Annotated in this window: 30 protein-coding genes; 28 read left to right on the forward strand and 2 right to left on the reverse strand. The window is 41.8% G+C overall.

Annotated elements, in window-relative coordinates:
- Positions 1–96 precede the first annotated feature (96 nt).
- Genes AC1TO9_RS02900 through AC1TO9_RS02960 form a run of 13 tightly spaced genes read left to right on the forward strand, consistent with a single transcriptional unit; the run spans position 97 to position 12,839 of the window.
- Positions 97–3,777 (forward strand): nitrate reductase subunit alpha, encoded by a 3,681-nt coding sequence (locus tag AC1TO9_RS02900; protein ID WP_482058277.1) that lies wholly within the window; start codon positions 97–99, stop codon positions 3,775–3,777.
- The gene (gene narH / locus AC1TO9_RS02905; RefSeq protein ID WP_482055044.1) at positions 3,767–5,236 is read left to right on the forward strand and encodes a nitrate reductase subunit beta; all 1,470 of its coding nucleotides are present in this window, start codon (positions 3,767–3,769) and stop codon (positions 5,234–5,236) included. Before AC1TO9_RS02900 ends, narH begins: the two co-directional genes overlap by 11 nt.
- 6 nt (positions 5,237–5,242) lie before the next feature.
- On the forward strand, positions 5,243–5,947 hold the full coding sequence (gene narJ, locus AC1TO9_RS02910) for a nitrate reductase molybdenum cofactor assembly chaperone (protein ID WP_482055045.1): 705 nt from the start codon (positions 5,243–5,245) through the stop codon (positions 5,945–5,947).
- Complete coding sequence (gene narI / locus AC1TO9_RS02915; protein ID WP_482055046.1) at positions 5,947–6,627, forward strand: respiratory nitrate reductase subunit gamma; 681 nt, start codon at positions 5,947–5,949, stop codon at positions 6,625–6,627. Before narJ ends, narI begins: the two co-directional genes overlap by 1 nt.
- Before the next feature lie 14 nt (positions 6,628–6,641).
- Positions 6,642–7,238, forward strand: coding sequence for a molybdenum cofactor guanylyltransferase (mobA, locus tag AC1TO9_RS02920; RefSeq protein WP_482058278.1), 597 nt, complete (start codon positions 6,642–6,644; stop codon positions 7,236–7,238).
- A gap of 17 nt (positions 7,239–7,255) precedes the next feature.
- Complete coding sequence (locus AC1TO9_RS02925; RefSeq protein WP_482058279.1) at positions 7,256–8,293, forward strand: ThiF family adenylyltransferase; 1,038 nt, start codon at positions 7,256–7,258, stop codon at positions 8,291–8,293.
- Positions 8,294–8,311: 18 nt separating this feature from the next.
- Positions 8,312–8,542: a MoaD/ThiS family protein gene (locus tag AC1TO9_RS02930; RefSeq protein ID WP_482058280.1), complete on the forward strand. Its 231-nt coding sequence runs from the start codon at positions 8,312–8,314 to the stop codon at positions 8,540–8,542.
- A 5-nt stretch (positions 8,543–8,547) separates the two neighbouring features.
- Complete coding sequence (moaC, locus tag AC1TO9_RS02935) at positions 8,548–9,033, forward strand: cyclic pyranopterin monophosphate synthase MoaC (protein ID WP_482058402.1); 486 nt, start codon at positions 8,548–8,550, stop codon at positions 9,031–9,033.
- Positions 9,034–9,055: 22 nt separating this feature from the next.
- Positions 9,056–9,529 (forward strand): molybdenum cofactor biosynthesis protein MoaE, encoded by a 474-nt coding sequence (locus AC1TO9_RS02940; protein WP_482055050.1) that lies wholly within the window; start codon positions 9,056–9,058, stop codon positions 9,527–9,529.
- A 46-nt stretch (positions 9,530–9,575) separates the two neighbouring features.
- Positions 9,576–10,583 (forward strand): GTP 3',8-cyclase MoaA, encoded by a 1,008-nt coding sequence (gene moaA / locus AC1TO9_RS02945; RefSeq protein ID WP_482058281.1) that lies wholly within the window; start codon positions 9,576–9,578, stop codon positions 10,581–10,583.
- Positions 10,584–10,596: 13 nt separating this feature from the next.
- The gene (modA, locus tag AC1TO9_RS02950) at positions 10,597–11,406 is read left to right on the forward strand and encodes a molybdate ABC transporter substrate-binding protein (protein ID WP_482058282.1); all 810 of its coding nucleotides are present in this window, start codon (positions 10,597–10,599) and stop codon (positions 11,404–11,406) included.
- 38 nt (positions 11,407–11,444) lie between these two features.
- Positions 11,445–12,068 carry a molybdate ABC transporter permease subunit gene (gene modB / locus AC1TO9_RS02955; protein WP_482058283.1) on the forward strand — a complete coding sequence of 208 codons (624 nt, stop codon included), beginning with the start codon at positions 11,445–11,447 and terminating at the stop codon, positions 12,066–12,068.
- Between the two features lie 48 nt (positions 12,069–12,116).
- Positions 12,117–12,839, forward strand: a complete 723-nt coding sequence (locus AC1TO9_RS02960) for a YwiC-like family protein (protein WP_482055054.1) — start codon at positions 12,117–12,119, stop codon at positions 12,837–12,839.
- A gap of 6 nt (positions 12,840–12,845) precedes the next feature.
- On the opposite strand, the gene AC1TO9_RS02965 is transcribed toward AC1TO9_RS02960, so the two are convergent.
- Positions 12,846–13,364, reverse strand: a complete 519-nt coding sequence (locus AC1TO9_RS02965) for a MogA/MoaB family molybdenum cofactor biosynthesis protein (protein WP_482058284.1) — start codon at positions 13,362–13,364, stop codon at positions 12,846–12,848.
- A gap of 205 nt (positions 13,365–13,569) precedes the next feature.
- Here AC1TO9_RS02965 and AC1TO9_RS02970 point away from each other — a divergent pair, with 205 nt between their 5' ends.
- The 13 genes from AC1TO9_RS02970 (at position 13,570) to AC1TO9_RS03030 (ending at position 23,252) form a co-directional block, all read left to right on the forward strand.
- Positions 13,570–14,811 carry an MFS transporter gene (locus AC1TO9_RS02970; RefSeq protein WP_482058285.1) on the forward strand — a complete coding sequence of 414 codons (1,242 nt, stop codon included), beginning with the start codon at positions 13,570–13,572 and terminating at the stop codon, positions 14,809–14,811.
- 41 nt (positions 14,812–14,852) lie between these two features.
- Positions 14,853–15,341 carry a competence protein ComJ gene (gene comJ, locus AC1TO9_RS02975; protein WP_482058286.1) on the forward strand — a complete coding sequence of 163 codons (489 nt, stop codon included), beginning with the start codon at positions 14,853–14,855 and terminating at the stop codon, positions 15,339–15,341.
- Between the two features lie 159 nt (positions 15,342–15,500).
- Positions 15,501–16,094 carry an RNA polymerase sigma factor gene (locus AC1TO9_RS02980; protein ID WP_482055058.1) on the forward strand — a complete coding sequence of 198 codons (594 nt, stop codon included), beginning with the start codon at positions 15,501–15,503 and terminating at the stop codon, positions 16,092–16,094.
- Positions 16,091–16,681: an anti-sigma factor family protein gene (locus AC1TO9_RS02985; RefSeq protein ID WP_482055059.1), complete on the forward strand. Its 591-nt coding sequence runs from the start codon at positions 16,091–16,093 to the stop codon at positions 16,679–16,681. Before AC1TO9_RS02980 ends, AC1TO9_RS02985 begins: the two co-directional genes overlap by 4 nt.
- Before the next feature lie 35 nt (positions 16,682–16,716).
- A complete protein-coding gene (locus AC1TO9_RS02990; RefSeq protein WP_482055060.1) occupies positions 16,717–17,301 on the forward strand; it encodes a histidine phosphatase family protein in 585 nt (194 codons plus the stop codon).
- Between the two features lie 237 nt (positions 17,302–17,538).
- Positions 17,539–18,648, forward strand: coding sequence for a hypothetical protein (locus AC1TO9_RS02995; protein ID WP_482058287.1), 1,110 nt, complete (start codon positions 17,539–17,541; stop codon positions 18,646–18,648).
- Between the two features lie 19 nt (positions 18,649–18,667).
- Positions 18,668–18,847, forward strand: coding sequence for an IDEAL domain-containing protein (locus tag AC1TO9_RS03000; protein ID WP_482055062.1), 180 nt, complete (start codon positions 18,668–18,670; stop codon positions 18,845–18,847).
- Between the two features lie 75 nt (positions 18,848–18,922).
- Entirely contained in the window at positions 18,923–19,363 is a 441-nt protein-coding gene (locus tag AC1TO9_RS03005; RefSeq protein ID WP_482058288.1) for a DUF2487 family protein, read from the forward strand.
- Positions 19,364–19,535: 172 nt separating this feature from the next.
- The gene (locus AC1TO9_RS03010; RefSeq protein ID WP_482055064.1) at positions 19,536–20,081 is read left to right on the forward strand and encodes a QcrA and Rieske domain-containing protein; all 546 of its coding nucleotides are present in this window, start codon (positions 19,536–19,538) and stop codon (positions 20,079–20,081) included.
- A 16-nt stretch (positions 20,082–20,097) separates the two neighbouring features.
- Complete coding sequence (qcrB, locus tag AC1TO9_RS03015) at positions 20,098–20,769, forward strand: menaquinol-cytochrome c reductase cytochrome b subunit (RefSeq protein WP_438351245.1); 672 nt, start codon at positions 20,098–20,100, stop codon at positions 20,767–20,769.
- Positions 20,770–20,787: 18 nt separating this feature from the next.
- Positions 20,788–21,657, forward strand: a complete 870-nt coding sequence (locus AC1TO9_RS03020) for a c-type cytochrome (RefSeq protein ID WP_482055065.1) — start codon at positions 20,788–20,790, stop codon at positions 21,655–21,657.
- A gap of 70 nt (positions 21,658–21,727) precedes the next feature.
- Positions 21,728–22,372 (forward strand): DUF1405 domain-containing protein, encoded by a 645-nt coding sequence (locus AC1TO9_RS03025; RefSeq protein WP_482055066.1) that lies wholly within the window; start codon positions 21,728–21,730, stop codon positions 22,370–22,372.
- Positions 22,373–22,427: 55 nt separating this feature from the next.
- Positions 22,428–23,252 (forward strand): sporulation protein YpjB, encoded by an 825-nt coding sequence (locus AC1TO9_RS03030; protein WP_482055067.1) that lies wholly within the window; start codon positions 22,428–22,430, stop codon positions 23,250–23,252.
- A 6-nt stretch (positions 23,253–23,258) separates the two neighbouring features.
- On the opposite strand, the gene AC1TO9_RS03035 is transcribed toward AC1TO9_RS03030, so the two are convergent.
- On the reverse strand, positions 23,259–24,134 hold the full coding sequence (locus AC1TO9_RS03035) for a YitT family protein (RefSeq protein ID WP_482055068.1): 876 nt from the start codon (positions 24,132–24,134) through the stop codon (positions 23,259–23,261).
- A 249-nt stretch (positions 24,135–24,383) separates the two neighbouring features.
- On the opposite strand from AC1TO9_RS03035, the gene AC1TO9_RS03040 reads away from it, so the two are divergent.
- Both AC1TO9_RS03040 and AC1TO9_RS03045 read left to right on the forward strand, forming a co-directional pair.
- Complete coding sequence (locus tag AC1TO9_RS03040) at positions 24,384–24,713, forward strand: nucleotide pyrophosphohydrolase (protein ID WP_482055069.1); 330 nt, start codon at positions 24,384–24,386, stop codon at positions 24,711–24,713.
- 50 nt (positions 24,714–24,763) lie between these two features.
- Positions 24,764–25,300 carry a tetratricopeptide repeat protein gene (locus AC1TO9_RS03045; RefSeq protein WP_482055070.1) on the forward strand — a complete coding sequence of 179 codons (537 nt, stop codon included), beginning with the start codon at positions 24,764–24,766 and terminating at the stop codon, positions 25,298–25,300.
- Positions 25,301–25,309: the final 9 nt, after the last annotated feature.

Below are 25,309 nucleotides of genomic sequence, written 5' to 3' on the forward strand. Positions count from 1 at the left end.
GGAAATCCCTTGAAAGAATGAGGGTTTTCCCCTCTCTTTTATGCCAACTGTAAAGTCTACAATGATAAGTAGAATAAGGCGTAAGGAGATGAATGAATGAAGAAGCACAACCCACTACTGCAAAAGCTTACATTTTTCCGCAAGCGAGAAAAGAATGCTGAAGGATGGAGCGAAGTATCAACGGCTGATCGTTCTTGGGAAGACATGTACCGTAATCGGTGGTCGCATGATAAAGTCGTTCGTTCTACGCATGGTGTCAATTGCACAGGATCATGTAGCTGGAAAATATTCGTCAAGAACGGCATTGTTACTTGGGAATCACAACAGACGGATTATCCGACAACCGGTCCTGACATGCCAGAATTTGAACCACGTGGCTGTCCTCGTGGAGCAAGCTTCTCTTGGTATCTGTATAGTCCACTTCGGGTGAAATATCCTTATATTCGTGGCAAATTACTTCATATGTGGCGAGAAGCTCGTCAAATTTCGAGTGATCCTGTTAAGGCTTGGGCTTCTATTGTTGAGGATGAAGATAAGAAACTTATCTATAAATCCGCCCGAGGAAAGGGTGGGATGGTTCGCGCATCTTGGGAAGAGGTCACTGAGATTATTTCTGCGTCTTTACTGTATACGATCAAACAATATGGTCCAGACCGAATCTTTGGATTCTCGCCCATTCCAGCGATGTCGATGATTAGCTATGCAGCTGGTTCCCGTTTTCTGTCTTTGATCGGTTCACCATTGCTTAGCTTCTACGATTGGTACGCGGATCTACCGCCAGCTTCACCACAAATCTGGGGTGACCAGACAGACGTACCTGAGAGCAGCGATTGGTACAATTCAAGCTATTTGCTTGTATGGGGTTCTAACCTTCCGATGACGAGAACACCAGATGCTCATTTCATGACTGAAGCACGCTATCGTGGAACGAAGGTCGTATCGATCAGTCCGGATTATGCGGAATTCGTCAAATTTGCCGACAAGTGGCTTCAAGCGAAGCAAGGTACTGATGGAGCACTGGCAATGGCGATGGGTCATGTTATTTTGAAAGAGTTCTATGTGTTACAACGTACGGAGTATTTCGAGAATTACTCGAAAAAATATACAGATTTCCCATTTCTCATTATATTGCAAGAGCGAGAGGGCGTCTGTACAGCAGATCGCTTCTTAACGGCGAAGGATTTAGGTATCGAGACGAATAATGCGGAATGGAAAACGGTACTAATCGATGAGAATACAGGTGAACTTCATATTCCAAATGGATCGATTGGATCTCGCTGGGGTGAGGATGGGAAATGGAACCTGAATCCAGTTGATACGGTCACAGGTGAAGATATCACTCCTCAGCTTGGCCTAGGTCAGACAGCGAATGGAAATGTAGATATTAGCCTGCCTTACTTTGATGACGATGGCAAAACGATTATAACTCGTAGCATTCCGTTCAAGACGGTTACAAGTGCGGATGGTTCTACGATTAGAGTGACATCCGTCTTTGATCTCATGTTAGCGCAATATGGTGTGAACGCATCTGGTGAAGGCAGTTACGACGATGCAGATACAGCCTATACGCCAGCATGGCAGGAGGTCATTACGGGCGTTGATCGGGAGTCTATCATTCAAATTGCTCGTGAATTTGCAACCAATGCCATTGAAAGTCAAGGGCGTTCGATGATTATCGTCGGTGCAGGAATCAATCACTGGTATAACTCCGATACGATCTATCGCAGCATTCTGAACTTGGTATTAATGACAGGTTGCCAAGGTGTCAATGGTGGAGGTTGGGCTCACTATGTTGGACAGGAGAAGCTACGTCCAGCAGAAGGTTGGGCTACCGTTGCCTTTGCAAGAGATTGGACGATGCCTGCTCGTCAAATGAACGGGACATCCTTCTTTTACTTTGCAACGAATCAATGGCGGTTCGAATCGAATCCGGTAGAAGGACATACCTCAGCGCTTGTGGATAAAGCACGCTATTCGCATTATGCCGATTATAATGTGCTCGCATCCAGACTTGGCTGGTTACCATCTTATCCGCAGTTCGATGAGAACCCACTTGATCTTGTGAGTCAAGCCAATGCCACTGGTGCAACAACACCAGAAGAAATATCACAGTATGTGGCGCAGCAATTAAAGGATCGAAAAATGAAGTTTGCCATGGAAGATCCAGACGCGGAAGTGAATCATCCGAAAGTGATGTTCGTATGGCGTGCGAACCTGATCTCAAGTTCAGGTAAAGGTCATGAATACTTCTTGAAGTACTTACTTGGTGCGCACAATGGTCTACTTAATGATGATACGAATACCATTCGTCCTGAAGAAATTACGTGGAGAGATGAAGCGGCAGAAGGCAAACTTGATCTGATGGTTAATATTGATTTCCGGATGTCAGGTACGGCTGTCTATTCAGATATCGTACTTCCCGCAGCGACATGGTATGAGAAGAGTGATCTGTCATCAACAGATATGCATCCATTTATACATCCATTCAACCCAGCAGTGCCACCATTGTGGGAATCACGATCGGATTGGGAAACGTTCAAGACGATTGCCAAAAGTTTCTCTGAAATGGCAGAAGGTCAATTTGATGGACCGCAACAGGATATCGTCTCTGTACCTTTGTTGCATGATACGCCTGACGAGTTGGCGCAACCATACGGTAAAATACGCGATTGGAGTAGGCAAGAAATCGAAGCCATTCCAGGTAAAACGATGCCGAAGTTTGTTATCGTGGAGCGGGATTATGCACAAGTGTATAAGAAGATGATCTCGCTTGGACGACAAGTGAAGGACAAACCTTATGGAATTAAAGGAATGAATTGGTCAGCGGATGATGAATATGAGCTGTTAAAGAAACTCAACGGTGTAGTCGATGAGCCGGGTGTGAGCGAAGGTTGTCCGAAGTTAGTAACTGACCTCCATATGGCAGAGGCGATTATGACGTTATCTTCAACAAGCAATGGGAAGATGGCTGTTAAGGCGTGGGAATCGCTGGAGAAGAAGACGGCACTGAAGCTGAAGGACTTAGCTGAGGATCGTGAGGACGAGCGCTTTACTTTTGCCCAGATTACAGCACAGCCAAAGACTGTCATAACTTCCCCTGCATTTAGCGGAACGGAACAGCATGGTCGGAGATACTCACCATTTACAACGAATGTGGAGCGAATGATTCCATATCGCACGTTGACAGGACGGCAACATTTCTTCGTCGATCATGAGATGTTAACGGAATTCGGTGAGAATATGGCGATCTTCAAGCCAACACTGAAACATGCACCATTCCATACCGCTAAGGAGAGACCGAGTGTGAAAGGCAAAGAGATCGTATTGAATTTCATGACTCCGCACAGTAAATGGTCGATCCATAGTATGTATTATGACTCCCTTCCAATGCTCACATTGTTCCGCGGAGGTCCTACGATTTGGATGAATAAGGATGACGCAGCGGATACGGATATTAAGGATAATGATTGGATTGAATGCTTTAACCAGAATGGTGCGGTTGTTGCTCGTGCAGTTGTGACGCACCGGATGCCACGAGGAATGTGCTTCATGTATCATGCTCAGGATCGGACAATCAACGTTCCCGCAACGGATGTAACATCGACACGGGGGGGAACACATAACAGCCCTACAAGGATTCACGTGAAGCCGACACATATGATCGGTGGATATGCACAGCTAAGCTACGGCTTCAATTATTATGGTCCTACTGGTAACCAACGTGACTTGAATGTTGTGATACGTAAACTTACGGAGGTGAATTGGCTTGAGGATTAAAGCGCAGATTGGTATGGTCATGAACTTAGATAAATGTATCGGATGCCATACATGTTCCGTTACATGTAAGAATACTTGGACTAACCGTAAGGGTGCCGAATATATGTGGTTCAATAACGTCGAGACGAAGCCTGGAATCGGATACCCGAAAGAATGGGAGAATCAAGACAAATATAAAGGCGGCTGGGAGCTTAAGAAGGGCAAACTGGAACTTAAATCTGGAAGCCGTGCCAAACGGTTGATTAATATTTTCCATAACCCAGATCAACCTACGATAGATGATTATTACGAACCTTGGGATTATGAATATGAGAAATTAAATCAAACGAAAGAGCGTAAGCACCAACCTGTAGCACGCCCGAAATCGCAAATTACGGGGGAGCATATGGAAATAAAGTGGGGGCCGAACTGGGAGGATGATCTGGCAGGGGTTCACGAAACAGGCTTGCGTGATCCTAATATGGCTGGACTTGAAGAATCGGTTCGTATGGAGTTCGAACAGGTGTTCATGATGTATCTCCCACGAATCTGTGAACATTGCATCAATCCATCTTGCGTCTCAAGCTGTCCTTCAGGTGCGATGTATAAACGTGAGGAAGATGGTATCGTCTTGGTGGATCAAGATGCTTGCCGTTCATGGAGATTCTGCGTAACGAGTTGCCCTTATAAAAAAGTGTATTTCAACTGGGAAACGAATAAGGCTGAGAAGTGCACACTCTGTTTCCCACGGATAGAGCAAGGTCTACCAACGGTTTGTTCTGAAACATGTGTTGGTCGGATTCGTTATCTAGGCGTGATGTTCTATGACGCAGATCGTGTTGAGGAGGCTGCTTCGGTAGAGGATGAACAGAAGTTATACGAAGCGCAACTTGATATTTTCTTAGACCCATTTGATCCTGAAGTGATCGCAGCAGCGCGTGAAGCGGGCATACCGGAAGATTGGGTTGATGCTGCTCAGCGCTCTCCTATTTATAAAATGGCAGTAGAATGGAAAATTGCCCTTCCGCTTCACCCGGAATACCGAACGATGCCAATGGTGTGGTACGTTCCACCGCTTAGTCCAATTACGAATTTGGTTGAAGGGAAAGGTGCGGTAGCGACAGAGGATGATATTTTCCCAGCGATTGATGATATGCGTATTCCTGTTCAATATTTAGCGAATCTATTAACAGCAGGTGATACAGAGATTATCAAGACTGTGCTTAAGAAGATGGCCATCATGCGAACTCATATGCGTTCACGCAATCTGAAGAAAGAACCTAATCTTGAACTACTGGAAAGTTTCGGCTTGACAGCGAAGGAAGTAGAAGAGATGTATCGTTTACTAGCCATTGCGAAGTATGAAGATCGGTTTGTTATTCCATCAGCGCATCGTGAAGAAATTGCTGACCTGTATACCGAGCAAGGAGCATGCGGATTTACAAATATGGCGGGCGGACCAGGCCCGTGCGGAGGATGATCTTAAATGAAGGATATGACGCTCCGTTCGAGTTGGATGATGATGTCGTTTCTGTTGCAATATCCAGATATTGAGTGGCAGGAGTCAGCAGATGAGATGTTCGTTGATTGGTGTCACCTGCTTCAGGAAGATGATGCCAATAGCGTAGAGATGCTCAAGAGTTTGGCTAGTGATTGTATTGCCGAGTTCGTCGGTATGGACTCGGAGACGATCACTCAGAATTATGTGAGAACATTCGATTTCAGTAAAAAAGCTAATCTATATTTAACTTACGGTCAGCTCGGTGAGGAACGTGAGCGGGGGCCTGCTTTGCTTAAACTGAAACAAATTTATGAGGAAGAAGACATGCTCTTAACTAGTGAAGAACTCCCTGATTATTTGCCACTCGTGCTGGAGTATGTAGCCGTAGCAGAAGAGGATAAAGGTATTTCCTTACTGATCTCCTTCCGTAAAGCGCTAGAAACGGTTCAGGATGCGCTTACTGCAGCGGAAAGTCCATATCGCCATGTGCTTGCAGGTATATTGATGTTGATCGATCAATCGTCCGTGAAGGAAGGTACTTTCCATTTCGATGCTTCTATCGCTTATAGCGGGAATGATGCGGGATCGGGTGGTTGTGGTCCGGGTCCGATGTGGGCTGCTGCAGGATATGGCGGAGGTTCACCTTTTGGCAATCAAGAGGTGAATCGCGTAGATCGGGGGCAATCGTAATGTCGACGGGCAGCCAGTTTCTATGGGTTATTTATCCGTATATGATTGTTATCATTTTCTTCCTTGGACTGTATTATCGCTACCAGACCGACCAATTCGGCTGGACAGCCAAATCAAGTGAAATATTAGAAAAGAAGATGCTGCGCTATGGAAGTATTCTATTTCATGTCGGTATTATGCTTGTATTATTCGGGCATATAGGAGGGCTTCTCATCCCGAAAGCTTGGCTTGAAGCGATTGGAATCAGTGATCATTTCTATCATTCGATGGCAATTTATGCTGGCGGTCTTGCAGGTGTTCTAACTTTGGCGGGATGTCTAATTCTTCTATATCGTCGCTTATCTAATCCACGTGTACGTAAGACAAGTAGCTTCGGCGATATGTTATCTATCATTTTGTTAACGATTATCGTTGTAGTTGGGATGGCTGCAACGATATTTAATGCAACAGGCAATACCGATTTTGATTATCGCGAGACGATATCACCGTGGATACGTGGTGTTCTGACTTTTTCGCCAGATGGTACGTTGATGAGTGATGTTCCGCTTATTTTCAAAATACATGTGATGCTGGGTCTAGCTCTCTTCGCAGTATTTCCGTTTACTAGACTTGTCCACATGCTGAGTATGCCTATCCAATATTTAAGACGAAGTTATGTGCTGTACCGCAAGCGGAAATAAAGGGTGGTGTTCCCATGGTGACTGGCGTCATATTGGCGGGTGGCCGTAATTCGCGAATGAACGGATACAATAAGGCGTTGTTACCCATTATGGGAGAACGGCTTATTGAACGGCAAGTACGAATGATGCGAACCATTTGCCAAGAAATAATCATCGTAACACCTGAACCTGCTGTATATACAAAACTTTCACTAGGAGAAATTGTGTATCTTTCCGATGTTTATGCTAGCCAAGGACCATTGACAGGGATCCATACGGCTTGTTTGAAAATACAGACAGAATTTGCTTGGGTGATGGGATGCGATTACCCTAATCTATCTACTCATGCAGCGCAATTGATGGTCAATCGATTGCAGCAGAGTCATTATGCTGCTGCAATACCTGTCATAGGCGGTAAGCATCAAATGCTTCATGGGGTCTATCGACCTGACGCAGTGCTATGTCCTATCATCCATCTGATCGAAACGAAGCAGTATCGGCTCTCAGTGCTGTTGGAATTGATTAAATGGCTGGAACTTAAAGAATCCGATTGGTGTGCTCATGGTATCCCACTTGATTTCACCCAGGATGTCGATACGCCAGAGCAGTATTTGGCTATGTTGAGAGATTGAATGAGGAGGATACCGGTATGCGCAGTGAAAGATATATGAGACAACAAAGCTTTCCATCGATTGGTTCTTCTGGGCAAATCGAACTTGAGAATAAACATGTTCTGATTGTGGGAGCTGGGGCGCTTGGTTCCGGTAACGCAGAAATATTAGCTCGTTCAGGCGTTGGCAAGATTACGATTATCGATCGCGACTATGTGGAGTGGAGCAATCTACAGAGACAGTCACTATATAGCGAGCAGGATGCCGAGGAACAATTGCCCAAAGCAGTGGCGGCAGCTCGGCGACTTCAAGATATTAATTCTACCATCAACATTGAGGCGCATGTGTTGGATTGTACGGCAGCTGATTTGGCTCGTTTCGTTGAGTCGTCTAAGGTGGACTTGATGATAGATGCGACGGATCACTTTTCCATTCGTTATATGATCAACGACGTTGCCTACAAATATAACATTCCATGGATATACGGTGCTTGTTCGGGAAGCTATGGTGTAATGTGTTGTTTCCTACCTGATCAGCCAACTCCGTGCCTGCACTGTTTATTATCTAGCATGCCTCACTCAGCGGCGAATTGTGAAGTGAATGGAATCATTGCACCTGCAGTACAAATGGTCGTATCCATGCAATCTGCTGAAGCTTTGAAATGGCTGACGGGAAATCAAGAGAGTATGTCCAATCAATATCAGGTGTTCGATCTATGGTCCAATCTGTTCCAATCCATCAAGGTTAGTACAGGTCTAAGGCGAGAAGAATGTTTAACTTGTGGAAATTCTCCAACGTACCCTTATATGCAAGAGGATGATTCGCCGAGAACAGAAGTATTATGTGGTAGATCAACGGTATGGATTCGCCCTTCCCGTGTATCACCATTAAATATGGATCAATTGATTATTGCTGCACAGAAGCGAAGTGATCAGGTGACCCATAATCCGTATTTAGTTCAGATCCATGAAGAGAGCTATCGTCTCGTTATATTTAAGGATGGCAGAGCATTGATTCATGGGACGGCGGATCCAGAGTTGGCTAAGGAATTATACTATCGTTACATTGGTTCATAGCGCAATGGAGGTGGAGAAATGAAAGTGTTATTATTTGCTCATTTGAGAGAAGAATGCGGGGCTTCGAGCCTGTCGTTAAAGCTTGGACCAATTACTGTGACAGACATGCTGGTGGAATTTCAACAACGTTATCCGAACGTATCGATAGGTCAGTCTATGATTGCGGTCAATGAACAATTCGTCGATAGAGATTATCTCATTCAGCCAGATGATATTGTAGCTTTTATACCACCAGTAAGCGGAGGATAACGATGATGAGCGATTCGGATTTCACCCATTTCAATGATCAGGGTCGAGCGCATATGGTGGATGTCAGTGACAAAACAGAGACTCGAAGAATAGCTATCGCCAAAAGCCAAATTCAAATGCGTCCGGAGACGTTAAACAAAATTAGAGAAGGTTCGATCGGCAAGGGTGATGTTCTATCCGTGGCGCAAGTAGCGGGTATTATGGCTGCCAAAAAAACAGCGGACATCATTCCGATGTGTCATCCGTTACCTTTAACAGGGATTGACATCACTTTCGCTGAGGTGGATGGGGAGACTTTGTCTTTTCGCGTAATTGTTAAAACAACCGGTGTTACAGGAGTAGAGATGGAGGCGCTCACGGCTGCCCAAGTCGTCGGATTAACGATTTACGATATGTGCAAAGCCGTGGATAAAGATATGGTTCTCGGTCCCACGTATCTAGAGCATAAAAGCGGTGGAAAGAGTGGCGACTATGCCCGTCATGCCATTTAGCATGGAGAGGGGTGAAAGTAAGATGAACGAGTCAAGGTATGTCATTACCGATCAGCCTATCATTCCGGAAGAAGTAACAAGTAAAGTCAAGCGACGGGAAGCTGGAGCCATTACGCTGTTCTTAGGTACGGTTCGCGAGATTACTTACGGTAAACGAACGCTTTATCTAGAATATGAAGCCTATCCTTCGATGGCCATCGCTCAATTAGAGCGGATCGGACAGGAAGTGCGCGAACGATGGCCAGATAGCGAAACAGCTGTTACTCATCGGGTAGGGCATTTGGATATTTCCGATATTGCCGTTGTTATTGCTGTATCCTCTCCACATCGGAAGACAGCTTATGAAGCGAATGAATATATCATCGAACGAATCAAACAGATCGTGCCAATCTGGAAGAAAGAACAGTGGGAAGATGGCTCAGAGTGGATTGGAGATCAATTAGGACACAATGCATATCCAGATGGACAGCCGCAAATAGAAGCAGGGAATGAATGATCATAATGCGACGTCATTGTCACGCTTTCGAAAGGGGAATAAGCATATGGAGGTTTCATCATTAATCGATCCATTCGGACGGAAACATGATTACTTGCGCATATCGGTCACAGACCGTTGTAATTTACGTTGTATCTATTGCATGCCAGAAGAAGGAATGGAATTTGAGCCAGCAGGACATCTCTTAACTTATGAAGAAATTACCGAAGTAGTCAGAGTGCTAGCAGGAATGGGAGTACGCAAATTACGTTTGACAGGTGGAGAGCCGCTTGTTCGTAAAGAATTAGACGTCCTTGTAGGAATGCTTGGCCAAATACCAGGTATTGAGGATATCGCACTAACTACGAATGGGATATTTCTAGCTCAAAGAGCAGAGCGCTTGAAGCAAGCAGGATTATCCCGTGTGAATATCAGTCTGGATTCTTTGCAAGCGGATCGTTTCAAGTCGATTACACGTGGTGGCGATATTAATAAAGTACTAGCGAGCATTGATGAATGTTTGAGAGTAGGACTTTCACCGATTAAATTGAATGTCGTGCTGATGAAAGGAATCAACGATGATGAAATCGCGGACTTCCTTGCGCTGACATTGGAACGAGATATTAGCGTGCGCTTTATCGAATATATGCCCATTGGTCACCATGATTCACAGTGGAAAAGTTTATACCAGCCTTTACAACAAGTATTTGACGTGTGCACGGACAATCATTGGACATTCGATCCTGTATCATCGCTTCAAGGTAATGGACCTTCGGATAATTATAGACTGCATGGGGCTAAGGGAAGCTTCGGTCTCATTCATCCGATTAGTAATCATTTCTGCCAAACATGTAATCGACTCCGTCTTACGGCGGATGGATATATTAAACCTTGTCTGGCATGGTCTGAGCAATTCCAAGTTCGCCGAGTGATTGGCGATGATGAAGCCATTCGTCAATTGTTTATGGAAGCTCTTGGCACCAAGCCAGAAACTCATGAAATGTCTAAGCATTTACTAGACGAACAGACGACTCAGACTCCGACTATTCGAAGAATGTCACAAATTGGCGGATAAGGAGGCTATAATAATGAAAAAAATGATTAACCATATGATGTTATTTATGTTGCTAGCTGTCATGTTAATATCATTGTTTGGTTGTAATACGGCAACAGTAGCACCTGAAGAGGTAGAATTAACGATCTCAGCTGCAGCCAGTTTGACGGATGCCTTGAATGAAATACAAACAGCTTATGAGTTGGGGAATGAGAATATTAAGCTTCACTTTAACTTTGGTGCATCGGGTGCTCTGAAGCAACAGATTGAGCAAGGAGCTCCAACAGATTTATTCCTATCCGCATCTACGAAGGTGATGAATGAGCTAGTCCAGGAGCAATTCATCGAAGAGGCTCAGCAAATGAATGTTCTAATGAATGAACTCGTTGTAATCGTTCCTACAGATAGTAAATTAACGATTGAGAAATCGGAAGATCTATCTGTAGATGGAATTAGCAAGATTGCGCTTGGAATTCCAGAAAGTGTTCCTGCTGGGAACTATGCCAAAGAAGCTTTGGCCCATGATAATGTATGGGATGCGCTACAGCCGAAGTTAGTTCAAGCGAAAGATGTGCGCCAGGTACTTCAATATGTAGAGACAGGAAATACAGATATTGGTTTCGTGTACAAAACAGATGCACTATTAACTTCCAATGTGAAAATGGCATATACAGTAGATCCTTCAACGTATACAACTGCGGAATATCCTTTCGGAATCGTAAAAGAGACGAAGCATCAGAAGGAAGCAGAAAATCTATTGTCTTATCTCCATTCTGAGGAAGCCTTGAATGTATTTACAAAGTATGGATTTACAATATCTGCATCGCAAACGACACAGCCGTGATGAATTGGCAACAGTATTGGGATCCCATCAGGTTGTCTATGCAAGTAGCGTTATTGTCAAGTATAGTAGCAACGATTAGTGGGGTAGCGATCGCATGGTGGATGTCAAGGGCGACATTTAAAGGAAAAGTATTGCTGGAGACAGCATTTATGCTACCACTGGTGCTTCCGCCAACGGTAGTGGGTTTTTTTCTATTAGTGTCATTGGGGAGAAGAAGTATCATCGGTGTCATTATGGAGTGGATCTTTTCGGCACCGATTATTTTTTCATGGTGGGCAGCTGTAATAGCCTCTATTGTAGTTTCGTTTCCGCTTGTATATCAAACGATGAGACTGGGATTTTCCTCAGTAGACAAAGATTTGAAAGAAGCAGGTCGTTCGGCAGGGGCTAATGAATGGCAGCTTTTTTGGCATATTTGTTTACCATTAGCGGTTCCATCTGTTCTCACAGCTTATATCCTTAGCTTCGCACGTGGATTGGGTGAATTCGGAGCTACATTAATGATAGCCGGCAATATTCCAGGTAAGACTCAGACTATACCGACAGCTATTTATGTGGCGGTAGACAGTGGGAATAACACGATGGCCTTCGCTTGGGCGGGCTCAATGGTGTTCTTCTCCTTCATGTTGCTACTGCTAACGGGTAGAAGGAAGGATGAATGAAGGGTATAATCTGATGTAATAAATTAGGTAGGATGGAGTGATCATGTAGTGAAGAGAAATATCGTAATTCCCCATGAACATGGTGGATGGGCTATGGTGAGTGTTCCTTTTATAATGGGAATGATGGCAGGTAGACCTCAGTGGTTACACCTGCTACTCTTTTTAGCTTGGTTATTTTTATACTTGGCATCATATCCATTACTACAAGCGATGAAGAAAAAATCGAATCGTGGACGATTTATTAAATGGGGTGTTATATACGCCGTGATTGCCCTAATATGTGTTGGATTACCACTTTATATGTACACGGAGTTATTGTATTTCGCAATTCCACTTGTCGGCTTGCTGCTAGTTAATATTTGGCATGCCAAGCAAAGATCTGAACGTGAGATCGTTAACGACCTCTGCGCTATTATTATCTTTTCACTTGGAGGAGCGGCTGCCTATTTGGTGGGTGGTGGGAGTTGGGACTATACGATGATGGTCGTTATTTTGTTTAACTTTTTATATTTTACAGGCACTGTATTTTTCGTGAAATCTGTCTTTCGCAAAAGAGGAGATAAAAGCTGGCTGATGGCCACTCGCATCTACCATGTGATCCTACTCGTTATACCTTGGATTGTAGGTATCCCATGGATGATGTTGTCGTATAGTCTTGCGCTCATTCGTTCATTCGTATACGGTGGCAAGCAGATGCGCCCGATGAAAGTGGGTATGATTGAAATTGTAAGTGTCGTATTCTTCTTACTGGTATCTATGTTCGCTATTTAGCCGATATTATAGATCTTTATAAATTTCTCTCATAACATGTCGCAGTTCAGGGATAATAATTCTAGTTGTAGCAAGCTTGACCGCCCCCGTAGATCCAGGCATCGAAAAGATGGCTCTATGATTACATACACCTGCGATGGCTCGACTTAGAATAGCTGCTGTTCCGATATCCTCAGTAAAGCTTAAATAGCGAAAAATTTCTCCGAATCCATGCATTTCTTTGTCGAGGATATCTGAAACGGCTTCATAAGTCGTATCCCTTAAGGCAATTCCAGTACCGCCATTTAGAAGAATAGCTTCTACGGAAGGATTCTGTATACCTTCACCAATAACAGACTGAATTTGCTCGTATGAATCGGGTACAATTTGATAGTCTGTTATTTCATATCCAGAGGATTCCAAGAGTTCCCTTAATAAGGCACCGCTTGCATCCGTTTCTGGTGTCCGCGTATCAGAGACTGTTATAATCATACAACGAACAGATGAAGGTGCTTCACTACGGTGGATCTCAACTGATGATAACATGGTAATCAACCTTTCGTTTCTTAAGTCATTTGTATAACTCTTTCATATAGAACTATACAAATTTTGCGTTGATAATTCCAGTTTTGATAGTGTTAGTTACATTCGATAGGATAGCAAAATTAAACTACAAGTTAATATAATGAAAGCATACACAGCTAGATTACGATATTATACATATTACAACATCAGATTAGGGGAGTTATAAATGAAAACTCAACGCAAAAAAGTATTCAATAAAAATTATTCTTTACAGTTAGCTACGATATTCATTGGGTTCATTATTTTTGGTGTTTCTGAAAATATTAAGGGACCTGCCATTCCACGAATACAGATGAGCTTCAATCTTGACGAAATTCAGCTAGGTACATTATTATCACTGAATGCCTTAGGTTATCTTATTGCGTGTTCCTTCACAGCTATATTAACAAGAAAAATAGGAATAAAGTGGGCGAGTATGATTGCCTTTGGATCTATGATTATTTCCGGGATTCTTATTTTTGTTTCCCATACCTATACATTCTTCTCTGCATCTTATTTCTTGATGTACATTGGAAATGGAATGCTTGAGATCGCATTAGCTATACTTGGAGCTCGGATTTTTGTGAAAAATACGGGAACGATGATGAACTTGTCACATTTCTTCTATGGGCTTAGCTCTACAGTCGCACCCTTGCTGGCTTCCGGGTTAATGACGTTAACTGTATTCAATCATACATTGGATTGGCGAGGAATGTATCTCGTGATGTTATGTTTATCGGTCATACCTATGATACCGGCGTTGATGAGTCGCTTCCCAGGGGACGATTTATTAGAAGAGGATCGAATTCCGTTAAAAGTATTAATGAGAGACCCGGCCCTATGGCTATTAGTTGCAATACTCTCTTTCGGAGTGGTATCTGAGTTGGCAGTTGGCGGCTGGCTTGTCAATTTTCTTGAGAAATCTTACGATTGGAATACAACAGCTGCGGCAGGGATGCTATCCACCTTCTTTCTTTTCTTTTCGGGGGCAAGACTCTTTTTAGGACCTGTTACTGATAAAATAGGATTTAATCTTTCGATCATCATATTATCAGCATTTGCTGGTATTTGTACTTTTATAGCTATCCTGGTAGGTGAACCGGCCGCGATTTTCTTTGCTTTAGCGGGTATTGGTATTGCACCTATATATCCTACGGTCATGGCCTTTATTGCTAAAAGATATCCAACTGGAAGTGATACAGCGATCACCTTTACTGTGACCATGATGGGGGTTGGCAGCGTCATCGGTAATTATCTGATTGGAGCGATTACAGATGGGGTAAAGAATGTATACGGAGTCGATACAGAAATAGGTTTATTACGTGGATTGCAAGCTGGATATGGATTTATTGGATTATGTGCTCTTATATGTTCATTCGCAGGTATCATATTATATAAGTATTTGAAAACACGGAATGAGTTAATATAACTTTGATTCAGAGTGCATACACATATATTAGGAGGCTAGAGATGAAGGAAGAAATGCAAAGGATACAGCTTCATATTTCACATCATCAAATTCAAATTCGCTCTAGGACATTTGATGAGACCTTGTGTCAATGGGGGGATGGAAATGTAGAACAGGGGGTTATTATTCATCCTGGATATATTACCTTTGATCCGTTACTCGATGGTAATTTTAAAGCGGAGGTTTGCTTGGTGTTTAAAGAGCAATTTACATTAGGTCGATACACACAGAGATGTTTTGTAGTTCCATTTGAAGTATTAGAACGGGATAAGCTGGAGGTTTTATCTGTGGGTACTGCTATACCTATTCAATTGCCCCTTCATGAGAAAAAATTATACGACTTATATTATGAGGTTTGTGTAGATGAGAACACTTTTTATAAATTAACTTTTGTTCCAGCTGACGTGAAAATACAAGCGATGGTGCTCCAAGATGATGATTGGGGCGGTGAAAGTAACCGAAAATTAAAAGAAGGATATGTAGATATATAATTGGTAATATGGGGGAATCTATCAATCTAACTGACTATCAATGCAGTTTATGTTACAATGTTTTAGGAATGATTGTTGGATTGTTGGGAAATTTGTCTATACATAATGGCTTGAAATGGCACAAATTTAGTGGATGTTTGGCGAGGAGGTCGCATACATATGTCGGATTCCCAGATGATTCGAGAGATTAAAGAGGGGAATGTCGAACTTTTCTCCGTATTAATGCGTCGTTATCAGCGTAAAATACTAGCGTTTGTCTATCATATGCTAAAGAGTTCTAATATGGAGCTTATGGCGGAGGATCTTTGTTCAGAAACATTTTACAAAGCATACCGCAGTCTCCATACATTCAGAGAGGTGGATGCCTCATTCTCCACATGGCTATATACGATCGCTCGGAATACGGTCTTAAGTGAATTGCGTAAACAACGTAGTGTAAATATTCCGCTTGATGAGAGTGGATTTGTTCCTGTTGCACCCTTTGAAGTGGCACCAGAACAAGCGATTCTTCGTAATGAAAAAGTCAATATGGTGAGATCTGCCATCAACAATTTGCCTGAGAAGCAGCGTTCTGCCTTAATTCTAAGAGAATATGATCAATTAGACTATCAGGAGATCGCTAATATACTCGGACAAAGTGTAAGTTCTGTGAAATCGCTTTTATTTCGAGCACGCTCTAGTGTGAAAATACAACTGGAACCTTACTATTATAACGACACTAATGACGAATTCGAAGGGATGACGAACAGATGAAATGCTGTGAGGCTCAGGAATTATTCGGGTTGATGTGGGATATATCCATAGATCATCCGAAGAGGCTTATGTTAGAACAACATATAGCAACCTGTAGCGAGTGTTCAGCTGAATTCGAGCTTTGGGAAGAAAGCCGATTGCTAATGCATGATTTAAGTGATGAATGGACAGAATTAAGATCGGAATCTATCAATCGGCAGGTAATGGATCGGATATTTAGCGAATCTCCGTGGTTGATACAGGATCAGAGTAAGCCATTTGAAGTACCAGTAGCGACAAGACAGAGACTATCAGTATGGATTATTAGTTGCCTTATGTTGTTCTTTATAAGTTTCTTATTTTTTATTAAGCTAGATCCATCTAAATCTAAGATTGAAATCGTATCATCGAATGGTATCTTTCCCACTGAGATTGCAGGAAGTTCTACGGAAGCAACTTATATTATTCCTGAGTTGAATAGCGGAATCATTGAACCTCTGGTGATCAATATGGGTCCTACGCATCCTCTTTATTGGATGGTACTATCTACTATAAGTGTAGCTCTAGCGCTATACTCCCTACGAAGGTTAAGTCGCATTCGTCGTTGATTTAGGAAACGTTATTTGGATTGGAGGATAAGAGGATGAAGATAGGATTGATCCGTCACGGAATTACGGACTGGAACGCATTAGGGAAGATTCAGGGTCAAACGGATATTCCCTTGAATGATGAGGGTAGGGCACAGGCCGTAGCTTTAGGCGAACGACTAAGAGAAGAATCCTATACGTGGGATTCTGTGATTAGCAGCGGACTAACACGTGCAGATGAGACAGGAGCTATTATCGCATCGATATTGTCCATTCCCGTAATGGAACCTGATGAACGACTGTTAGAGCGCTCCTTCGGACAAGTAGAGGGGTTAACAGCCGAGCAACGGGAGAAGAAGTGGGGTAAGGATTGGAATCAGCTAGATCTCGGTCAGGAAAAGGATGAAGACATTCAAGTGCGAGGTCTTGCCTTTTTGGAAGACATGTGGAAAAGGTATCCTGACAGAAATATTCTCGTTATAAGTCACGGCGCTTTTCTTGCCCAATTATATATAGCGATGTACAACGATATATATACGGAGAGAATTGGAAATTTATCATTAACAATTTTGGAGAAAGAGGATTTGAATTGGAAGCCTCTATTATACAATTGTAATCGTCATTTACTGAAGATACAGTAAATTGGGCTGTCCTATAAGTCATAAACTGACTAAGGATAGTCTTTTTTGTTGGCTTAACATCGCGGAATCAGTTGGAGACTCTCGTCATATCAGCTTGTTTCGATTAGAGGGATATTACTCCCACTACCTGAATTCTCCGAACCCCCGATCAATTATGCTGAAGGCGTTTTTCTTTTTTTAGGTATCAAATGAGGAGTAACTACCAATAATGGTACTAAAACGGTGAGGCGATGAACCATGAATCGAACCATGAATCTAGCGGATATGCTCACGTTTGCTGATATTGGGCAGCTGACAACGATTGCAAGCCACTACCAATGCGAATGCAAGCAGAATTCGAAACATGAGTTAATTCAAAGTATTTTAGTGACTTTGAATCATAGGGAATTTATAGGGCAACAGATTCGTTGTCTCTCCGTGGATGATTTGAGATTTCTTAACGCTATTCTGTTCGATGATCGACAATTCTTCAATCTGGAGGAGTTCATTGCAATTATTAGCCAAACTTCCTTTCAGAGCGTAGAGGCAGACAGCTCGAATGTACAGGTGAAGAAATTAAATCCTCGAGACACGATTGCTCGATTCAAAAGAAGTGGTTGGATTTTCAATGGGTTATCACAGGATACAAAGTATCTCTTCCAGATTCCACGCGATCTGAAGGATAGATTCCGCAAGGAATTAGGCGGTTATTTGAAAAGTATGATTATAAGTTCAAGTGAACCAGCGGTCTATCGCGAAGAACAGGGCCTTCTGAAAGAAGATTTGGGATTCTTTCTGCGTTATGTTCAACAGCAGGAGATTGAAATGAATCAGGAGTACACGATGTATCGAAGGAATCAGCAACAGATTATGGACAGTTTTCATATTTCAGAACCTTTGTTATCAAAAGGAGGATGGAGATTTGGATATGGAAGGACCTTTCATGTATATCCAGTTAGATTAGCTTTAATCTATGATTACGCATTCCATAAGGGGTATATTGATGAGTTAGATCATAGATTAAAACTAACAGAGCTAGGGCTGGAATGGTTGGAGCAAGGAGAAAGTGAGGAAATGGTACGAATGGTTCAATTCTGGTTAAGACTGTATAAACGACCGATTCCTAATTTATCGTCTTTAGTCTATTGGATTGATCAATGTTGTAGTGATTGGGTTACGCTTACATCGTTACATGAGGCTTTAGGCTGGTTGATTAAGCCGTTCTACTACGATACGTCACAGATGATTATGGAAGAACGTGTCATTCAAATGATGATGCATCTAGGGCTTCTCCGCATTGGTGAAAGTGAAGAAAAGGGAATTGTTGTGAAAATGACGGTAAGAGGTAAGGAAATAGTTCAGATCTAAAGTGTGGGGGTGCATTCAATTGGATAAGTTGAAAGTTACTAACGAAGTGATGTTGGGGTTAGCAGCTGAGATGGTCCTAGATGAAGCTGTCCGTATATATCGTAGCGAAGAGGTCTACAAGAAAATTGATATAGCGTTGGCCAACGGAGATAAGGTGGCTTTTACAGAACTTACCGAAGTGCTAAGGACTTTGAAATGAAGAAATGCATCTTTGCATTTCTTCTTTTTTAGGTTAGATTTAAGTTCATATATCATTATAGAAGGGATGAGTATTATGAAGTTCAGCGAAATATCTCCTGAGTCATGGTTAGAACTGCAACCTTACTTAGATACTTGTCTGATTCCTTTTACAGGTCTGACGGGTGTGGAATCTCCTATCGAAGCTACGGCGGCATTGGAAAGATTACGTGATTTGATGGATTTAGTTGAATCTCGTTACAATGGGAGGATGGTCACATACCCTGCATTTCATTATGGAGGACAAGCAAATTGTGAACTATTAAATGATATTTGTCACAAAGTTAAGAAAAGTGGGTTTAAATATGTTATTGTTATGACAGCAGATACCTATTTAGAGTCACCCCAATGTACTCATTCTGACTTAATATTATCACAGCCGAAATTAGAAGAATTACTAGTGGATCAACATTTGTCGCTATCATCTATCATACAAGAAAAAGTAGAAAACCTCTGGAAAAGGAACTGCTTAAGCTAAATGTGACAGAATTACGACATTTTGCAGTTAAGAATTTTTTTTGTTGACATGAAAATGAGCATGAATTGTTGACGGTCTTAAGAGGCTAATATATTATTAAGTTGTCTTGGTAATTGGTGTGATAAATATCATTGAATTACTTAATGAACGGGTTGAAAAGGGGGTTGAAGACATGGAGAACAACCAAAATGATCATCAAGAAAAGGAATACCTACCAAATAGTAACAAGGAGATGTCTCGTCGACAATTTCTAACGTATACATTGGGAGGCGCGACAGCCTATATGGCTGCTGGTGCAATATTGCCAATGGTACGATTTGCGGTAGATCCAATTCTGCAGAAGAAGACAGATGAAGATTTCATTAAAGTTGTTGAAGTTAGTAAAATTACTAATGAACCACAAGAGTTTAAATTTGAACTCAAACAACAAGATGGCTGGTATCCAAGTACGGCTAACTTAGTTGCATGGATTCGTAAGGATGAATCCGGTAAGATTTATGCTTTATCTCCCATCTGTAAGCATTTGGGATGTATTGTGGGATGGAATAATAACAAATCATATCCAGACGAGTATCACTGCCCTTGCCACGGAGCTCGTTATACGAAAGTCGGCAAGAACCTATCAGTATCGCCAAAACCACTCGATACTTACAAAATATCGATTGACAATGGATGGGTATATTTAGGAAGTACTGAACCAAATACGGAAGTGAAATAGGAGGCGAATATTTCGGATGTTTAAGAATATCTATAACTGGATTGACGAACGTCTTGATATCACGCCGATATGGAGAGACGTTGCAGACCATGAAGTTCCGGAACATGTTAACCCGGCGCATCACTTTTCTGCATTTGTTTATTGCTTCGGTGGATTGACATTCTTTATTACCGTCATTCAAATTTTGTCAGGTATGTTCCTGACGATGTATTATGTACCCGATATTATGAATGCTTATAACAGTGTTGAGTATTTGCAGACACAGGTTGCATTTGGTCAAATTGTGCGAGGAATGCATCACTGGGGAGCGAGTTTAGTTATTGTCATGATGTTTCTACATACAATGCGTGTATTCTTTACGGGCTCGTATAAAGCCCCGCGTGAAATGAACTGGGTCGTAGGTATGCTCATCTTTTTCGTTATGTTGGGTCTAGGACTAACAGGTTACTTACTTCCTTGGGATAACAAGGCCTACTTTGCAACGAGAGTAACGATGGAAATCGCAAACTCTGTTCCATATCTAGGGCCTGTTCTGAAAGAATTGATGCAAGGTGGTACGATCGTTGGTGCTCAGACGTTAACTCGATTCTTTGCATTACACGTATTTTTCCTCCCGGCCGTATTGTTAACTCTGTTGGTTGGACATTTCATTATGATCCGCAGACAGGGAATTTCCGGTCCACTATAATAGAAGGGAGGTATATTGATGGCGCACGGAAAAGATTCGAAAGAAAAGGTAGTTTTTGTTGGTGATTCTCGTGTCAAGAAGGGGAAAGGCTTTGTTGTGCCACCGGATTACACAGCTTATCCTGGTAAATCGGAAGCGTTTATTCCTAACTTTCTGTTAAAAGAATGGATGGTTGGGGTTGTCGTTCTTGTCGGATTCTTAGTATTAACGATTGCAGAACCTGCTCCACTTGGTTTTCCAGCAAATCCAAGTGCAACGATTATTCCAATGCCGGATTGGTATTTCTTATTCTTATATGAATATTTGAAACTGCCTTACGCCTCTGGTGATTATGTTGCTCTTGGAGTCGTTGGTGTTACGGGAGTAGCCTTTATGGCATTATTGCTAGCGCCTTTCCTAGATACAGGTAAAGAGCGCCGGTTCTATCGCAGACCTATCACATCATCGCTTATGTTACTTTCGATAGCGGCGATCGTGTTTCTAACAAACTCAGCTTGGACGCATTATATAAATGAACTAGAAGCTACAAATCAGATACCTGAGACTCATCAACGTGTTCTAGATGCGGAAGCGAAGCGTGCAAAGGGTCTTCCTACTTCCAATGCCGTTGTAACCAAAGAAATTGCTATTGTTGATAAAGAAGATCAAGCGATGGAAACTTACAAATTGGCAGGTTGTATTTCTTGCCATGCAGCGGACCTGAAAGGGAATGCTGGTCCATCATTGCGTGGCATTGGTGATAATTATGATGAGGCAGCGATTCTATCAGTTATCAAAGAAGGTCAAGGACGTATGTCTCCAATGTATGACCAGGCTATTGCAGCAGGTTTAACGGATCAAGACGTTAATGAATTGGCAGCTTGGCTTGCGAAACAGAAATCAGAATAGTAAAATCAAATGAAAACCTGATTCTTTAAAAAGATCAGGTTTTTTTCTTATCACCTAAGGAGGAGCAATATTGTCTATTTCTTATTTTTGGAGCACATCATTTCTGAGTAAACGAAGTTTTCTGTGGCTTCTATTTCTATGTAATCTCGTCGGAACAGTATATGGATATATATGGTACGGGGGCCAAATGGAAGACACATTAGCACATTATGCGTCATGGTTAATTGTTTTTGTCCCAGATAGTCCTACGGCAAGCTTATTCTTTACGGTTGCTATTGGATGTTTATTGATGCCGCCTCGAACGGGATGGGGTCAAACCATTCGTCATATCATTGAGGCATTGGCAGTAGTTACATCGGTGAAGTATGGGATATGGGCTTGTAGTATGATATTTGCGGGCCAATATCAAGGGGATATTTTGCAATGGCAGGATTGGATGCTCGTTGTGTCCCATTCGGCTATGGTGATTGAGGCATTAGTGTATGTTCGCTTATTTGGATTCAATTCTAGGTTGTTAATTGGTGCTGCTGCATGGACTCTATCGAATGATTTCATAGATTATACATATGGTGTGTATCCTTATCTCCCAGGTGTGTTACATGACAACTTAAAGGCTGTAGAGAACTTCACGATAGGACTGACTATCATCAGTGTTGCAATAGCATGGATTACATTGAGGTATGCTAGGCTTCGTACCCCTGCTATCAAACAATAGAATCTTGTTCTATATGCATCCCTCTGACCATACATTTACGGTAGGAGGGATGTCCATGTTACGTATTACACGATCTCACCCAATACTTTGGTTGATGGTTAGCGTTATATTTATGTTTATTACAAATCCAGGTGTGGTCTGGTCGGAAGGATCATCATCAGCACCTATCGATCAAGCAACGCAATTAAATATAGCTGTAGAGAGGTTATACCGTAATGTTGTGGATGGGAATTTGGCGGAGATTCGTCTCGCAACAGAGAGAGTTGAACAAATATTTACGTCCTCTTCGTTCGAAGGTCTGACGGAAGTTGAAGGTATTCAAGCTCTTGTAGAGTGCATTGTAGAAATGAAGATGGCAACGACTCAATCATCCATTCAAGCAGAAGAATGGTTGAAATCTGCAGCGAAACTACGTTTAGCAGCAGATAGTCTAAGTAATAAAGAACAACCTTTATGGTACCAATATTATAAAGTTATGCGTGAAGATTTAAGTATGATGCAGAACCGATTGAATGAGAATAATAAACAAGGTTTGAAAAAGGCCTACGACAGTCTGCAAGCCCATTATGAGTTAATTCGACCAGCCGTTGTGATACAGAAGAAACCATTTGAGGTCAGCATGATGGATTCCTGGATATCTTTTGTAGGTGGTATGACAGCATCAGAGACGTCTAAAGCAGATTCTATTCGAAGTGCAGTTATTCAAGGGGAAGAATTGGTTAATACGTTATTTGGTAAGAAAAAGGACGAACCTGCTTTCTCAGCGCAATTCGACCTTCATTCCTATCAGAATGGAATCTGGATAGGTGGATTATTTATATTGTCTACACTTATCTATGTAGGTTATCGCAAATACCAAGGGGTGCATAAGTTATGGTAGTAGACTTCACTTATGATCTTCGCGGAACCCTTCACCATGAACGTCATGAACATCATTAATAATGATGAAAGCTCGGGGATCAATGGACTTAATAATCAGGCTGAGACGTCGAATCTCTTGTCTAGAAACGACACAATAGACCATGTATTTGGCTTGCTTAGAGTAGGCACCGATTGCAGGAATTAGTGTTACCCCTCGATCCATTTCCTTCGTAATGAGATCGGCGATCTCAGGAGCATGATCACTAATAATTGTGAAGGCTTTTGCGGCGTATGCCCCTTCTTGGATAAAGTCGATCACTCTAGATGCAATATAAACGGCAACGAAAGTGTATAAAATTTTCTCAATAGGAATGAAGAATAAAGAAGCTCCAATGATGATGACATCCAGCGCCAAGATGACTTGTCCCATGCTCCACCCAAATTTACGACTACAGATCCTTGCGATGATGTCAGATCCCCCAGTAGTTCCTCCGAAACGGAATACAATTCCAAGCCCTCCACCCAATGTGACTCCTGCGTATAGAGAGGCTAGTATATAGTCATATTGGGTCACAAAAGGAGAAATAAGCCCACGCTCTATGAGCTTTTCAAAAAACCAAAGAAAAAAAGTCAAAGATACGATACCGATCCCCGTGTAGAGCATTTGTTTCTTACCTAAAATCATCCATCCCATTATAAAAAGAGGGACATTCAAAATTAAAGTAGATAATGAAGGTGGAATTTGGAAAGCATAATGAAGCAATATTGTAATCCCTGTGACTCCACCTTCCATTAATTGGTTAGGAATGATAAAATAAAGAAGACCGAAAGCGTAAATTGCGGTACCCATAATGATGGGAACAACCATTTTAAATCGTGTAGTAATGTTCGTTAAGTTCATTTGTATCCCCCACATATTCAGAAATAGGAAAAACATAGATTATTATGTCACTAGTAGTATACCTTTTTTAACGAATATTAAAAAAAATCATTACAAAATAGCTTTAATAGCACATTTGGAGTAAAATAAGTAACAAGAAAATGTTGTATTTACGGTTGAATTCAATCTTCGATGTCGAATACGCCTCTTGGTATACTTCGTGATCAAAAGATGACTTTTTGAACAACATCTAAAGGGGTTGTGTAAAATATGGAGAAATCATTGGCAGAGATGCAACGCGAAGTGGATCGCTATATTTCGCAATTTGAAGAAGGATATTTCAATCCATTATCTATGTTAGCGAGGATGTCGGAGGAAGTTGGCGAATTAGCACGTGAAGTGAATCATGAATTTGGTGAAAAACCTAAAAAACCAAGTGAAGAACATAATTCAATTGAGCTAGAACTTGGAGATATCCTCTTTATTACAATGTGTTTCGCTAACTCATTAGGTATCGATTTGAGCAAAGCGCATGATTCTGTCATGCATAAATTTAATACTCGTGATGCGAATCGCTGGACTAAAAAAGACACAGATTAGGTATATAGCACATATGCTGTATAAAACCCATTTGAAGGTGAGAACAGCATATGAAATCGGAAGACTATATTCAACAGGCATACCGTTGTATTCTACAGAATGATTTTGTAGAAGCGATCCGTCTTTTCGAAGAAGCTATTAGTTTAAACCCGTTAGATGCTGAGATTTATTATAAGTGTTCGATTACCTATGCTAGAAATAACCGGCTTGTTAAGGGAATTGAATACGCTGAAAGGGCTCTTCATCTAGCTCCGGATAAGGTTGTTTATCAGTTGTACCTACAACATCTCAAAGCGATGTATCTTGTACAAGAATCAAAGAAACAACTAGATCAACTACAGAATCTTACTGTAATTGATTTATATAAGGCGGTTACCTCACTAAAAGAGGCCATCGAATTAGATCCGTTATATGGTGAAGCTTATGTTTGTTTAGCGTTAGCATATAGTGAGTTGAATGAACATGCGACTGCGATTGCGACGTTAAAGGAAGCGTTATTTCTTTTGCCAGCAGAGCAGGGGTTGGATAAATTATTGGAACAATTAAAAAAAAAATTTAAAGATTATATGAATGGATCCAATATATAATGAGGAAGC

This window comes from Paenibacillus sp. Y916, assembly GCF_056786435.1.